A 13,673-nucleotide genomic window follows, 5' to 3' on the forward strand; every position below is an offset into this window, starting at 1 on the left:
AGCGGGTCAGCATCAGCGAGCCCATGCCCAGCGCAGCCCAGCTCACCAGGGCACGCCAGAGAAAGTCGCGCTTACGCCGTCGCCAACCGACTCCCAGGAGTCCGATCAAGCCGAGGGTCGTCACCACAGGGGCCTGCGTCTCCAAGCAGTACATCATGTAGCGCTTGTTCGTGCGCTGGGAGCCAAAGAGCGCGTAGCTGACACACCGGCCCGCCTCTGCCACCGAGCGCGGCTGCGACTGGCGTGTGCGGTAGAAGTTGGTCATGTGGGCAATCTCGGCCCGGTGTGGAATCCCCCAGAGCGCTCCGTAGATCGCCAGACCGGCAATGGCTCCCGCGACATAGGGAAGTGCTTGTTTGCGGCGTGCCCAGCCCAGCGCCAGGAGTGGCACGGGTAGAAAGATCACATAGGTTGCCTTGAAGGCAAGAGTGGACGCGGCAAGTAGCCCCGCAATAACGAGTCCACCACTTGTCCCCAGAGAGAGGCACCAGAGCGTCGCGCAGTGAATGAGAGTGGCAGGGAGCTCCATCAGGGCGAGGCGGCTGTAGCCCCAGAAGAAGACATCGGTTCCCAAAAGCGCCAGCCCCGTTACCGCTATCCTTTTGCCAAAACCCCGTCGCAGACCATCCCAAAAGAAAAATAAGGCGAGCAGTGAGGCAAGCACCGAGAGGCTACGTGCCGCGATGAGATGGACACCAAATTTTCCAAAAACCAAGCGCTGCGCTAGGTCGAGGAGTGGCATCAGGTTGGCGTTGTTAAACCCATCTAGGCGTGCCTGCCCAAAGAGAGTGGCATTACGGGCATTGTAGGTATAAAACCCCTCGTCCGTCCAGATTCCCGAGCTCCAGTCCAGCAGTGGCCACGGGTCTGCATCGAGCCAGAGAAGGCGCGAGACAACCAAGAAGACCACCAGTAAGACCAGCGCGAGCTTTTTTATTTCCGCGTCTCCATGAGACCTAGAAAGCGCTCGAAGTAGAAACGGGAGTCCATCGGGCCGGGGGAGGCTTCGGGGTGGTACTGGATCGAGAAGACCGGCAGGGTTTTATGGGTGAGTCCCTCAACCGTGCCATCATTGAGGTTGATCTGGCTGACTTCGAGCTGGTCTTCGGGGAGAGTGTTGGGATCGAGCGCGTAGCCATGGTTCTGGCTGGTGATCACGACCCGGCCTGTCGGGAGATCTTTCACGGGATGGTTTGCACCACGGTGGCCAAACGGAAGCTTGAAGGTGCTGCCGCCAAACGCACAGCCGAGGAGCTGGTTCCCTAAGCAGATTCCCATCACGGGCTTCTCGGAGGCGACAAGCTTTTGCACGGTCTCGACCGCGTAGCCCAGTAGCGCCGGGTCGCCGGGGCCGGGAGAGAGAAAGATGCCGTCGGGGTTGCTGACGAGCATCTGATCGGCGGTGGCGGTGGCAGGAAAGACCTCGGTGCGGATGCCCAGCTTGGCCAGCTCTCTTAAGATATTGAACTTGATGCCGCAGTCCAGCACGCTCACGGTGAACTTCGCATCACTCGCCTCAGGCCCCCAGAAGTAGGGCTCGGGCGTGGTGACCGTCTTTACCCAGTCAATCGCGTCGTAGCTTGCCGTGGAGGACTGGAGGCGGGCGAGCAGCTCAGCGCCTGTCTCTTCGGTGCTGAGCGCCCCCATCATCACGCCTTCGTGGCGAATCCGTCGGGTGAGGGTGCGGGTATCAATGCCCGTGATTCCCAGCACGCCCGCTCGCTTTAAGTAGCTATCCAGCGACTCGGTGGCGCGCCAGTTTGAGTAGGTATCGGCCAGCTCACGCACCACAAAGCCCGCTACTTGAACCCGCTTGCTCTCAAAGTCTTCGGGGGTGATGCCGTAGTTGCCGATCAGCGGGTAGGTTAAGGTGACGAGCTGTCCGGCATAGCTCGGGTCGGTGAGGACTTCCTGGTAGCCGGTCATCCCCGTGTTAAAGACCACTTCCCCGCTGGCTTTCCCCGTCGCCCCAAACGACTCGCCCTCAAAAACCGTCCCATCCGACAGTGCTAGAATTGCTTTCACGAAAAGACCACCTCTCCTCCCACGATTGTCATCACCGGCTTGCCCGTCAGCTTCCAGCCACCAAAGGGCGTGTTCTTGCCCTTACTCACGAATGACTCGGGGTCTACTATCCACTCCATCTCAGGGTCAAAGACCGTGATATCGGCGACAGTTCCCAGCTCCAGAGTTCCTCCGGGCAGGCCCAGAATCCGTGCGGGGGCCGTGCTCATCTGTCCGATCAGCGCGGCGAGCGAGAGGTGCTGCGGCTTGACTAAGTACGTAATTCCCAGTGCCAAGCTCGTCTCTAGGCCATGAATACCAAACGGCGCAAGAGGAAACTCCTGGTCTTTCTCGTAGCCCGCGTGCGGGGCGTGATCTGTGGCAATGCAGTCGATGGTTCCATCTTTGAGGCCCGCGATCATCGCCTCGCAGTCCGACTCCGTGCGTAGCGGCGGGTTCATCTTGGCGTTGGTGTTGTAGCCCTTGCACGCTTCGTCGGTGAGGCACCAGTAGTGCGGCCCAGTCTCAGCTGTCACGGGGGCTCCCCAGCGCTTGAGGAAGCGAATGATCTCCACTTCCCGCGCCGTAGAAACATGGAGCACGTGTAGGTGGCAGCCCGTCATCATCGCCAGGAGCCCGTTGCGCATCACGTCCATCTCATAGGCTTCCCGTGGCAGACCTTTTAGCCCCAAGGCACTTGCCATGTAGCCCTCGTTCATCACACCGCCGTCGGAGAGCGTGGTGTTTTCACAGTGGGCCAGCACGGGCAGCTCCAGCATCGCGGCATACTCCATGACCTTGCGCATAAATCCCGCATCTTGCACTTGAAAAGCATCATCGGAGACCGCGATTGCCCCTGCCCACTTCAAATCGCCCATCTCCGCCAGCTCCGTATTTTTTAGGCCCTTCGAGAGCGCCCCAATCACATAAAGTCGGGCTTTCTTCTCCATCATGGCGCGTGTGAGAAGATCACGAACGATCGGCGCGGAGTCTATGACCGGGTTGGTATTGGGCATACAAGCCACCGCTGTAAAGCCACCCGCAGCCGCGCTCCCCAGCCCCGAGGCCATGTCCTCCTTGTACTCTTGGCCAGGTTCTCGTAGATGAACATGAATGTCAATCAGCCCCGGACAGACCACTTTCCCGGTGCAGTCGTATTCTTCATGATCACCTGTAGCCCCCCCACCCAGCCGGATTTCGGTAATCATGTCACCTTCGATCCGAAGGTCCCCAATGCCATCAATCCCGCTCATTGGGTCAATAATTCGTCCATTTCGTAAAATCATAATATTAATCCCGCCGATTGAAATCGGCGTCAATAGGCGCAATCGCCAAAAAGTCGCTCCGCGAATGCTGCATCAAGGGGCTAGCCCTTCAACAGCAACAGAGCCGCCTTCCGTCACGTCTAAACAGACACGATAGCCTTCAAAAGCCACCAAGCCAACCAGCGGATCACCTTCCACTGCGAGAACCTCAACAATTTTCTCCAGCCCGCTCCAGTTCATGCGCCCCAGATAAACGTCTACAATAATTGAGGTTCTATTCGCTAACGTAGCTGGTTGGCTACGATCCCAGACGAGTGCGAGCTGCTCACAAAATGCCTCTGGTAGAGCCAATGTCCCACTGTAGCCGGTATCCAGCACAAACGGAATCGTTGCCCGTCTGCCATCCGAACCGATGACAGCAAACTCTACCATCGGGCGAAACTGGCGAATCGCTCCCCGAAGCATCAGGCAGCCTGCTTTCGGCGGGGAAGAACTCCACCAATGGTCTCGACAGCAGTGTAGCCGATCCGCAACGCACAGAAAACGCCCTCAGGCCGTCTGACTCTAATCTGCCGACTCGCCTCTAGGCCGGTATTCGCGATCACGTAATCCCCCGACTCGACATCAATCATGACAATCTTGCCAAGGTTCTCGTCGTTTTCAATGGAGGTGCGAAGCTGGCTCGTATAAATTGCCTCACCACGAGCAACAATTTCCTCTTTTGTATACTGCTTCTCTTTCATGCTAACTTTTCCTCCAACCATTCCAACAAATCCGGTGATTCCTCAAATGCCTCACGAGTGATGGCATTCACCCCGACAAAATCAGGAATATTCGCAATACCTTGAGTCAAAGCCCAGTCGCGAAATGCGAGTAACTCAGGGGAGTCAGGCAAAGCAGACTCAGGATCGTCAAAGTCTTCCAGTCCTGCCGAAAGTAGCGCCAAAAACTCAAGGTACGACTTTGCCACCACTACCGAGTAGTCTGCATCCGAGTCCAAAAGCACGATGGGCTGCTGCGCCAGCGGAGCTTCTTCGACAAACCAGAACGCGTAGAGAGAGCCATTTCGCGTCCAGCCAAAGGGAGCTAGAAATGCATCAAGCCCCGGTTTTCCCGACCAGTAATCTACCAGCGAAGCCCCCCGGCCAGGTTCAAAAATCTGGAAGTTCAGCGCGTCAGGGTGGCCACTAGGATTCGTCTCAAACCACGCCGCAAGCGGCTTGAGGAGTTCCTTGATTCCTCCAATCACCCTTCCGCTCCCAAAAGAAGATAGAGAACAGCCATTCTTGTGGCGACGCCGTTGGTGACTTGCTTCTCGATCACGGAGCGGGGCAGGTCGGGGACGTCGCCGGAGATTTCGAGGCCGCGGTTCATCGGGCCGGGGTGAAGAATAATCGCATCGGGCTTGGCGGCGCGGAGGGCTTTCTTACTCACCCCAAAAAGGTTGCAGTACTCACGGGGTGTCGGGAACAAGGCTTTGGACTGGCGTTCTAGTTGCAGCCGCAGCACCATCACGACATCGGCGTTTTCCAGGCCCTCTTCCAGGTTGGTGTGAACCGTGACAGGGAGCTTATCGGACTCCGTGGGCAGGAGGGTTTTCGGGCCAACTAGGTGCACATCGGCACCGAGCGTGTTGAGGCCCCAGATATTGCTCCGGGCGACACGCGAGTGCAGCACATCCCCAACAATGGCGACTTTGAGGCCCTCGATACTGCCTTTTGCATCGCGGATCGTGAGGGCATCGAGCAGGCCCTGGGTCGGGTGCTCGTGCATGCCATCGCCGGCGTTGACCACGGGAATATCCACCCACTCGGCAGCTTGGTGGCACGCACCGCTGAACGGGGTGCGCATGATCACGAGGTCTGCCGTGAGTGCTTGCAGCGTCAGAAACGTGTCGCGGAGGCTCTCGCCCTTGCTGGCGCTGGACGCATTGCCGCTGATATTGATCACATCGGCGCTCATGTACTTGCCCGCCGCTTCGAAGCTGGAGCGGGTGCGGGTGGAGTTTTCAAAGAACATCGTGATAATCGACTTACCCCGCAGGGTTGGGACTTTCTTGACATCGCGGCGCAGCACTTCTGAGAACGTGGTGGCGTTGTCGAGAATTGCCTCAATCGCTTCTTTTTCGAGCCCTTCTAGGCCCAGCAGATCTCGTCCGGCTAGGTTCATTATTTCTCGTCTCCTTTGGCGATCGCCACAGCATCTTCTCCATCGAGCTCGGCAAGCTTCACATTGATGCGCTCGGTGCGCTGGGTTGGGAGGTTCTTACCCACAAAGTCGGCGCGGATCGGTAGCTCGCGGTGGCCTCGGTCAATCAGAACCGCAAGCTGGACGGCGGCGGGGCGGCCAAAGTCCATGAGAGCATCTATGGCGGAGCGCACGGAGCGGCCCGTGAAGAGCACGTCATCCACTAAGACCACCGTCTTGCCGGTAATGTCAAAGGAGATACTGCTGGCACGAGCCTCGTGGCGACGGACGGCGTAGTCGTCGCGATAGAGCGCGATGTCCAGACCGCCGCAGGCCACGGAATGGCCTTCGATGCGCTCGATCAGCGAGGCAAGGCGAGCAGCGAGGGGCTCGCCACGCCGGAGGACGCCCACAAGAGCGATGCCTGTTGCGCCCTTGTTACGCTCGACGATTTCGTGGGCGATCCGGGTGAGGGCCCGCCGTACATCGCCGCTATCCATGACCTGTGTCTCGTTCATAAAAATGCTTTTCCCAGCAAAACGCCTCCCTGGTTCTCTAAAGAGAGAAAGCAGGGAGGCGCAGGAAAAGCCGCACCAACGACTTTGTTGACACTAAGTTCTCACGCACATCCTTGTTTGTCTCTCGGGACAGTGTCTACCTCACAGGATAGCGTACAAGGCAATTTGCAGTTGTCTGGAATCAGTGTAGCACGCCCACGGCGCACTTGCCAATCTTATTCAAAGGTCTCGCGCTTGGGCTCGTTACTCTCGTCCTTGGGCTTTTCACGCGTGATCTCCGGCGCATTAGCCATACGAATCGTGCCCATCTCCTGAGGCGTGGCCACGGGAGCCACCACAGGTGCCACCAGATCGCGGGGAGCGGATTTGGCAACCGCCCGAAATGGCAGGGCGATATAGAGTTCCACATCCCCGGAGCTAAAATCCATCAGTGCCGTGGCACTTGAGGGAATGCGCTTGGGTAAAACCCGATCGTCTACGTTCACGTCGCGATGGGCCAGTTCCCCGCCGGGAAGGGAGACTTGGTACTTGACGCTTCGAGCATAGGTGTCCCCATTGAGGTTATCGGCCGAGAGTAAGCGGGCCATCACCGGTGCGCCGTTGGTAACCAGATGCTCCGCCCGCGCGAGGTGCTGGCGAAGTTTCATGGGGAAGTACACTAGGCCTGCAATGCCTGCGAGTAACAACGGGATACTAAGTGGAATACTGCCCCCACGCTTCGTAATGGCAAGACCAAACAGAGCAAAGCCAACCGCGAGCAACACTCCGGCGACTCCGGTGAGAAGAAGCACATTGGGCCGATTGCGGTCGGGATAGTCCTCAAAAGCGATAATCCGTCGTGGAGCCGCATCCATCAGCTCAAGCTCGGGTACCCAAGCATCATCGACGTTTATATTCATAGCCATGGTGAAAAATTCCTAGTGATAGTAGTACTGTCGCCAGCCCGGTTGGTTATCCGGGACAAGATGGCTGAGTTGTGCGGCCAGTACGGCAATGGCTGTCTCGGAAAGTGAGAAACCGCGCTGTTGAGACGCATCCAGTGGGTCTCGGAGAAGCCGAAGCCGAAAGAGCATGTCATCGGAGGCAATCGTGAGGATCTGCCGAATCTGGTAGCGCTCCAAAAGGTCAATTGCCATCCGACAGGCTTCCTGAAGCTCAGGCTCAGGGCTTAGCTCCAAAGTACGCTGGAATGCCTCACAGGAGCCCGAAAGATGTCCCGCTTGCTGCAGGACGACACCGCGCTTAAAGTGGTGCGCAGGCTCAAACGGATCGAGGCGAATCATCTCATCGGTGAGGCGCAGTGCACGGTCGTACTGACCACGGTGAAGATAGGCGGTGGAGAGAAGATCACGCGCATGAATGGAGCGCTTTTTGAGATCAAGTAGGGCTCGTCCGTGACGAATCGCATCATCGTAGCGACCAATCTCCAGACAGACATCGGCGAGGGCTTCGCGAGAGACGGGGCAATTGGGGACATGCGCCACTGCCGTCTCTAGTATCTCACGGGCCTCTCCGGCCCGACGCCACTGCCGAAGAAGGTTTGCCAGGCGGACGTAGCCACGGGTTGAGTCGGGGAGCGCGTGCACCAGGGTTTTGAGCTGGGCTACAGCCTCCTCAATCCGCCCGGACGCAACCAGCGCATCGGCTTGATGGAGCCAGCGCCACTCGTCCGCGGGGAGAGGAAGGGAGTCCACCTCTGAAATTATAGACGTTGCCTTGCCTGCCACCGATCCTCCATGAAAGGCATTATACTCATTTTTTCTAAAAAAGCTTCTCTGGCATAGAAATTGCCGCACAATTGCGTGTTTTCTTACCAGAAAAAAGGATGAGGCACACGCCCCTTGGTATCAAAGACAACCCCTTCAAGCTCAAGACGACGGCGCTGCTCTGCCGCAAGCACGGGCGAGTAGCGTGCGACCCGTAGTGTGCCATCACTGCCCACCACGCGGTGCCAAGGGACTTTATCTTCTTCCGCACAGTGCGCCATCGCGCTCCCGACGGTTCGAGGGCGTGAGCCCACCCGATCCCCCACTTCCCCATAACTCAGCACAAAGCCCGCCGGAATCGTGCGGACAAAAGCATAAATCGCTTCAAAATCGTCCATACTCCGGCGGGCCTCTCAGGGGGTCTTTGGAGATCCTAGTCTAGGATCACGACCCGGACTTTACGGCGACCATACTGATTGGCCACACGATCCGAGTCGAAGGCGAGGTCAATGCGCATCCCCTTGATCGCGCCCCCCGTGTCTTCGGCGCGGCACTCGCCATAGCCTTCGACATAGAGCCGCGTTCCAAGCTTGATCACGCGGGGATCCACGGCAACCACGCCAAAGCGCACACGGGTGTTCATGAAGGTGCGGTTACCCCACGGCCCATTCTCGCCGGGGCCGTAGCCCGTAGCCATCAGAGTGAGAACGCGCTTGCCCTCGTAGCGGGAGAGTGAGCCGAGGCTAGAGCGGGAGCTGAGTGTTCCACGAGAGACTGCCGTCTCTTTTTTTGCCGGGGCAACGACCTTCATGGACGCAGGAGCAGCTTTGGGAGCACTTGCGGGAGCGGCTTTGGACTCGATCGCAACCTGCATCCCCTCGCTCAGAGGAGTGTTAAGTGGCACGGAGATCTTCTGATCTTCCGTCAGGGTGAGGTTCTGCTCTTGCAGAAGCTGACTCACCGTCGGGGCGCTAGTACGGAGAACGTGATTCTCCCCCTTGATCGTCAGGATCACGGTTTGCACCCGGGTTGCGCTCGTCTGTGCAAAGGCTACAAGGCTGGTCAGAGCGACCAAGGTAGCGGCGACAGGGCGCGTATGGGTTGTGAAGGGCATGGATGCCTCCTTTCTCGGTGGGGAGGCGCAAGGCCACCCTCCGCAGTCAGAGACGAACGCCAATTTGGGTCCGCCAATCGGCAGGATTGCCGACATGGTGTGTTTTAAAAAACGTTTCCGCTTTTGTTAAAACCAGTTGAGTATAGCCTTGATGACTGCTACTGTCAACCTATCCTTCTCTATATACTTATTATTTGACAGTTATTCATATATGATTAGTTGTAAAAAAATATTAAATCGGCACAAAGAAGGAACGCCACTTTGTGGTGCCTAACCCTAGAATCGAGTATCCTAAACTATGTCTTTTGACCCCAAGCGCTATGTCATTAAAGTCCAGGGAAACCGTGAGTACCTCCCTGTCTCCGCCCGCCTCATCTGGTTTCGCAGTGAGCACCCCGACTGGGGAATAGTCACCGAGGCCATCGAGATCAACCACGAGAAGCAGTTCGCGGTCTTCCGTGCAAGCATCTTCAACGAGGACGGTCGCCTGATCGCCACGGCCACGAAAAAAGAAGACCTGAAAGGCTTTGGCGACTATATAGAGAAGGCGGAAACCGGCAGTGTTGGCCGTGCACTGGCCATGTGTGGCTACGGTGCCCAGTTCGCTCCCGAGCTTGAGGAGAGCGGTCCGCGCCGTGGAGCCTCCGCCGGGCCGCGTATGGCTCCGCCGCCTCCGGGCCCAAGCAACTATGGCCCCCCGCAACGCGTTGCTCCCGCCCCGCAAGCCGCGCCTCCGCTGCAGCAGCGCCCACCCGCTCCGGTGATGCGCGACGAGCTTCCCCCGCCCTTTGACGAAGACGAGGCACCGCGCGCTCCTGCTCCTGCGCCACGCCCAGCTCCAATGCCCCAACAAGCGCGTCCCCTGCCCCCGCAGGCCGATCTACCCGCCGACTTGCCGCCCATGCGCACGGCTGCCTCGCTACCCCGTCCCGCACCGCGCCCCATCCCTAGTGACCCCGGTCCTGGCATGCAAGCACGTCCGGTCTCGGCGAATGCCCCGATCCAGCGCGTTCGCGAGCCTGAACGAGAGATGCCCGATCCCGGCGGCGATGATGAGATGGACGATCTCGATGATCCGTTCGCCGATGAAGATGCCCCACCACCGCCCCCACGCGGTGTAGCGCGTCCTCCGCAAGCCCCCGCGCGACCTGCGCCTCGTAAGCCCGCGCCAGATAGCTTGCTTTAATTTTGGAATTAACACGTCCGACGGAGCTGAAGGCCCTGCTGGAGCGGCATGGGCTTCAGCTCGCCCGGCGCTTTGGGCAGCACTTTCTGGTGGACCGTAACCACCTCGATAAAATTATCGCCGCCGCTGCGCTCACCCACGACGACACGGCTCTGGAGATCGGGCCGGGCGCGGGCGTGCTGACGCGTGAGCTGGCCAAGCACGCAGGCTCAGTTATCTCCATCGAGCTGGATCGCAACTTACCTGCGGTGCTTGCGGAGGTGATGGCGGAGTTTAGTAACTGGCGCTTGATCGAGGCCGATGCCCTCAAGTACGACTGGAGCACGCTGGGGGCGACCAAAGTGGTGGCCAATATCCCCTACAACATCACCTCGCCCCTTATTGTGAAGATGCTGGAGCACCGCCCTGTGTTCTCGTCCATCACGCTTCTGGTACAGAAAGAAGTCGCGGATCGGGCAAAGGCAACTCCAGACTCTGGTATCTACGGCTCCCTCTCGGTGTTTATGCAGTTCTACGCCACCGTGAGCATCCCGGCAACCGTCCCACGAAACGCCTTTTTCCCACCGCCAAAAGTCGAGTCAGCGATCTTGCACCTCACGCCACACGCCACGCCTCCTGTGGATGTACCCTCTACCGAAGCCTTCTTCGCCGTCAGCCGCGCCGCATTTGGCCAGCGCCGAAAAGTGCTTCTGGGAGCGCTCTCGCACGGCATGGATCGCCCCCGCGACGAGATTCTCGCCGCGCTTGAAAAAGCAAATGTAGATCCCCAGCGCCGCGCCGAGACGCTCCACCTGGAAGAGATCGCCGCGATTGCACGCGCTCTTTTTAGCCGCCCCATGGAATGAGGCGTCTGCAGTAGCCTGCGGCTGCAAAGCCCGTGCCGGGCTGGCCTCCCCCCCCCGGCGGCATCACCACCGACCCCCTCCGGCACGCGAAGAGCTCGTCGGTGGTTAGGGTCTGCGCCAGAGTCCTTCCAGTGTGTCTTGTGGTTTCCAGCCCAAGAGGCGCTGCGCTTTTTCGGTGCGGCACTGGTCATGCGGAAAATCGGCGACGCAGTTAAACTCCTCGTAGGGGCTGGGTAGCGACGGTGCTTCCAGAGCACACTTAATCGCCCGCGCCGCGTCCTGCCAGGTCAGCATCATCGCCGAGGTTCCGTGCTCGCTCACCGTGTCAGGCTGGGCGAAGCCATTGAACATGAGATTCGGAACTTCTAGGTCGTACCACTCCGCCAAGACTCGCATCGCTTCATTGCCTAAAAACTTGCTGTGGCCGTAGAGATGCCGACCAGGCCGGGTTGGGGTATCCGAGGCAAGATGGTAGTCGTAGAGAGAGTCGTTCTCGCCGTGGAGCGTGATGAGCTGTGGCCCGGTCTGCACAACGCGGCGAATGCCCAGTATCGCCGCCGCCTGCCCGATATTCCACGCCCCCAGCGCATTGACCGCAAACGCCCCCGCAAAGTCAGGGCGCACCACCGTGAGATTGATAATCGCGTCGCAGCCTGTACAAGCATCTGTCACAGAGCTAAGCTGGCGCACATCCAGATGCACCTCCTCATGCGGCGCGGGCAACGGACGGGCAATCGGTGCTTTGGGATCTTGCGGCTTCGCTTCGGCCAGCGGCGCGATATCGGCGAGGCGCAGTGTGTAGTGGTCTTTAAGTGCATCGGCGACGGTGCGCCCAATCGGCCCACCGGCACCTAGAACTGCCACTTTTCGAATTGCCTCTCGCGAGGCAATCGGCTCCACTGGCCCCAGAGTCTCGCGCCAGGGCTTGCCGCCGTCGGTCTCGGGCCGCCCTGGTGCCTCACCCACGTGCCGCACTACCCAAGGCTTCGTATCATTCAGAGATTGCCGTACTGCCTCGGCCGCCTCGCCTAGAGAAACCTCACCCAGCCGTAGTACCGTCACGCCCAGCCCCGTCGCACGCGCCACTTCTTGAAACGAGAGCTCGGCGAGTAGCGGCAGCAGCGTCTCTTTGTTGCGCGTGGCGCGAGGTCGCCAGTTGGTGCCCAGGTGCCAGCTCTGGGGAATCCGTGAGAAGAGCTGCATGGTCGAGATCACGACCACGCGCTTTAGCCCCACATCGGCGGCGGCGCAGGCCAGCGCGTAGCTTGCCTGAGTTGCCGCGAGAAAATCCAATGGTGGTGGCGCCCAGATCGCTGCCGTTGCGCCACTCTCCACTAAGATCGCGCCCAGCACGCTTGGGGTTGTCTCGGGTGCGCCGTAGTCGAGCTGCGGCGCTCGTGCAAAGCCGAGAACCTCATTGCAGGGCAGCGCCCCAAAGACCAGTGTACTGCTCATTAGTAGGTGCAGCGCCCCCCCGAGATATCGTAGCACTGGGCCGTGACAAAGCTTGCGGCGTCCGAGCAGAGAAAGTGCACGACGCTGGCAACTTCATCAATTGTGCCGGGCCGCCCCATCGGGATTTTTGAGAGGAGCGCGTTCACTACTTCTGGCGTCATCTGCTCCAGCATCGGGGTGGCGATCTGTGCGGGGGCAACGCAGTTGACCCGAATCCCCTCTTTTGCCACTTCCTTGCCGACGGATTTTGTGAAGCCAATCACGCCCGCCTTGGCCGTGGAGTAGGCCGACAGGTTCGGGTTGCCTTCCTTGCCCGCCACCGACGCAATACTCACAATCGCGCCACGCTGGGCCTCGCGCATGGGCCGAATTGCCGCGCGACAGAGCCGAAAGACACTGGTGAGGCAGATTTCGAGCACCGCATCCCAGTTCTCATCCGTCTGCTCCCAGAGCGGCACGCTCGCCCCGGTGATTCCCTGGCAGTTGATGAGCATATCGAGCCGTCCGTGGGTCTGGAGCACCTGCGCCACCAGCGCATCCGCCGCGCTGGCATCGCGCAGATCGGTCTGCAAGTCCGCAATCGAACCCGGTCGGTCCGCCGTCACCACCGTCGCCCCAAACACCGAGAGCCGCGCCGCCACCGCCTGTCCAATACTGCCCGCTCCACCGGCAATCAGGGCAACGCGCCCCGTAAGAAGAAGATCGTCCGTCATGCAACCAGATTCGGCAGGGAGCAACGTGCTTCCTCTATGCCTGTTTACGAATAAAGGCTGCCAGCTCGGCGAGCTTGTCGGTGTTGAGGTAGTCCACACCCGCGCGCCAGCAGACTTCCCAGCCGGCGGGGTTGTCGGGGGCGGCCCAGAAGCGAATGGTGCGGCCTTGGGTGTGGGCTTGCGCCACCAGATCCGAGAGTTTCTGGCGGTCTGCCGCGCCCATCAGGCCGCTTCCGTACCACTTGAAGAGCGTAAACCAGCTCTCGCTGATGAGAGGAAAGAGCGCGACGGGGAGGTTCTTGCCTAGGTCGTCAGGGCGGCCATCCAGGGTAGCGAGGCGGTTTTGCTCAGCGGCGAGAATCTCACGGGGACGGTCGCCGGAGAGGATTACCGTGATGGCGCGGCGCTGGATCTTGCCGTTCTCGAAGCGCGTGACCATCGGGGCGTAGGGCCTGAGCACCTCTTTGAGGGCGGCATAGACGCGTGCGCCGTCGGTCTTGATGTCCACAAGCAGTGTCAGCGGTGTGGCTTCCGGGTAGACGCTTCCTCGGTTGGCTTTCACGCGCTGCCAGAGCGGCTCCAGGTAGAGACTCGTGAGAGTGCGCTCGGGTTTTAAGTCTTTCTTGTCATGCCCGACCAGGAGCTTTCCGCCTTCTAGATAGATATCTGCCTCGACGCTA

17 protein-coding genes are annotated in these 13,673 nt (G+C 59.6%); 2 read left to right on the forward strand and 15 right to left on the reverse strand.

Annotation, left to right across the window (positions count from 1 at the left end; genetic code table 11):
* The 12 genes from AC1XOS_RS12075 to AC1XOS_RS12130 form a co-directional block, all read right to left on the reverse strand.
* Positions 1-910, reverse strand: a 910-nt coding sequence (locus tag AC1XOS_RS12075) for a glycosyltransferase family 39 protein (RefSeq protein ID WP_481962470.1), incomplete at its 3' end; no start/stop codon positions are given.
* 23 nt (positions 911-933) lie between these two features.
* Positions 934-2,025, reverse strand: a complete 1,092-nt coding sequence (gene carA / locus AC1XOS_RS12080; protein WP_481962471.1) for a glutamine-hydrolyzing carbamoyl-phosphate synthase small subunit — start codon at positions 2,023-2,025, stop codon at positions 934-936.
* Complete coding sequence (locus tag AC1XOS_RS12085) at positions 2,022-3,290, reverse strand: dihydroorotase (RefSeq protein WP_481962472.1); 1,269 nt, start codon at positions 3,288-3,290, stop codon at positions 2,022-2,024. The genes carA and AC1XOS_RS12085 overlap by 4 nt, the downstream gene beginning before the upstream one ends.
* Positions 3,291-3,362: 72 nt before the next feature.
* Positions 3,363-3,734 (reverse strand): hypothetical protein, encoded by a 372-nt coding sequence (locus AC1XOS_RS12090; RefSeq protein ID WP_481962473.1) that lies wholly within the window; start codon positions 3,732-3,734, stop codon positions 3,363-3,365.
* The gene (locus AC1XOS_RS12095) at positions 3,734-4,012 is read right to left on the reverse strand and encodes a hypothetical protein (RefSeq protein ID WP_481962474.1); all 279 of its coding nucleotides are present in this window, start codon (positions 4,010-4,012) and stop codon (positions 3,734-3,736) included. The genes AC1XOS_RS12090 and AC1XOS_RS12095 overlap by 1 nt, the downstream gene beginning before the upstream one ends.
* On the reverse strand, positions 4,009-4,518 hold the full coding sequence (locus tag AC1XOS_RS12100; RefSeq protein WP_481962475.1) for a hypothetical protein: 510 nt from the start codon (positions 4,516-4,518) through the stop codon (positions 4,009-4,011). Before AC1XOS_RS12100 ends, AC1XOS_RS12095 begins: the two co-directional genes overlap by 4 nt.
* Positions 4,515-5,438, reverse strand: coding sequence for an aspartate carbamoyltransferase catalytic subunit (locus tag AC1XOS_RS12105; RefSeq protein WP_481962476.1), 924 nt, complete (start codon positions 5,436-5,438; stop codon positions 4,515-4,517). Before AC1XOS_RS12105 ends, AC1XOS_RS12100 begins: the two co-directional genes overlap by 4 nt.
* Positions 5,438-5,974: a bifunctional pyr operon transcriptional regulator/uracil phosphoribosyltransferase PyrR gene (pyrR, locus tag AC1XOS_RS12110; RefSeq protein WP_481962477.1), complete on the reverse strand. Its 537-nt coding sequence runs from the start codon at positions 5,972-5,974 to the stop codon at positions 5,438-5,440. The genes AC1XOS_RS12105 and pyrR overlap by 1 nt, the downstream gene beginning before the upstream one ends.
* 215 nt (positions 5,975-6,189) lie before the next feature.
* Complete coding sequence (locus AC1XOS_RS12115; protein WP_481962478.1) at positions 6,190-6,873, reverse strand: hypothetical protein; 684 nt, start codon at positions 6,871-6,873, stop codon at positions 6,190-6,192.
* An 18-nt stretch (positions 6,874-6,891) separates the two neighbouring features.
* Positions 6,892-7,668 (reverse strand): tetratricopeptide repeat protein, encoded by a 777-nt coding sequence (locus tag AC1XOS_RS12120; RefSeq protein ID WP_481962479.1) that lies wholly within the window; start codon positions 7,666-7,668, stop codon positions 6,892-6,894.
* 116 nt (positions 7,669-7,784) lie between these two features.
* A complete protein-coding gene (locus tag AC1XOS_RS12125) occupies positions 7,785-8,078 on the reverse strand; it encodes an MGMT family protein (RefSeq protein WP_481962480.1) in 294 nt (97 codons plus the stop codon).
* 35 nt (positions 8,079-8,113) lie between these two features.
* Positions 8,114-8,794, reverse strand: a complete 681-nt coding sequence (locus tag AC1XOS_RS12130) for a 3D domain-containing protein (protein ID WP_481962481.1) — start codon at positions 8,792-8,794, stop codon at positions 8,114-8,116.
* A 298-nt stretch (positions 8,795-9,092) separates the two neighbouring features.
* Here AC1XOS_RS12130 and AC1XOS_RS12135 point away from each other — a divergent pair, with 298 nt between their 5' ends.
* Together AC1XOS_RS12135 and rsmA are read left to right on the forward strand one after the other, a co-directional pair.
* Positions 9,093-9,980: a hypothetical protein gene (locus AC1XOS_RS12135; RefSeq protein ID WP_481962482.1), complete on the forward strand. Its 888-nt coding sequence runs from the start codon at positions 9,093-9,095 to the stop codon at positions 9,978-9,980.
* A gap of 2 nt (positions 9,981-9,982) precedes the next feature.
* On the forward strand, positions 9,983-10,825 hold the full coding sequence (gene rsmA / locus AC1XOS_RS12140) for a 16S rRNA (adenine(1518)-N(6)/adenine(1519)-N(6))-dimethyltransferase RsmA (RefSeq protein WP_481962483.1): 843 nt from the start codon (positions 9,983-9,985) through the stop codon (positions 10,823-10,825).
* A 105-nt stretch (positions 10,826-10,930) separates the two neighbouring features.
* On the opposite strand, the gene AC1XOS_RS12145 is transcribed toward rsmA, so the two are convergent.
* The 3 genes from AC1XOS_RS12145 to AC1XOS_RS12155 form a co-directional block, all read right to left on the reverse strand.
* Positions 10,931-12,280 carry an NAD-dependent epimerase/dehydratase family protein gene (locus AC1XOS_RS12145; protein WP_481962484.1) on the reverse strand — a complete coding sequence of 450 codons (1,350 nt, stop codon included), beginning with the start codon at positions 12,278-12,280 and terminating at the stop codon, positions 10,931-10,933.
* Positions 12,280-12,993: an SDR family oxidoreductase gene (locus AC1XOS_RS12150; RefSeq protein ID WP_481962485.1), complete on the reverse strand. Its 714-nt coding sequence runs from the start codon at positions 12,991-12,993 to the stop codon at positions 12,280-12,282. Before AC1XOS_RS12150 ends, AC1XOS_RS12145 begins: the two co-directional genes overlap by 1 nt.
* A 34-nt stretch (positions 12,994-13,027) precedes the next feature.
* Positions 13,028-13,673, reverse strand: a 646-nt coding sequence (locus AC1XOS_RS12155) for a PI-PLC domain-containing protein (protein WP_481962486.1), incomplete at its 5' end; no start/stop codon positions are given.

The organism is Armatimonas sp., assembly GCF_964826245.1.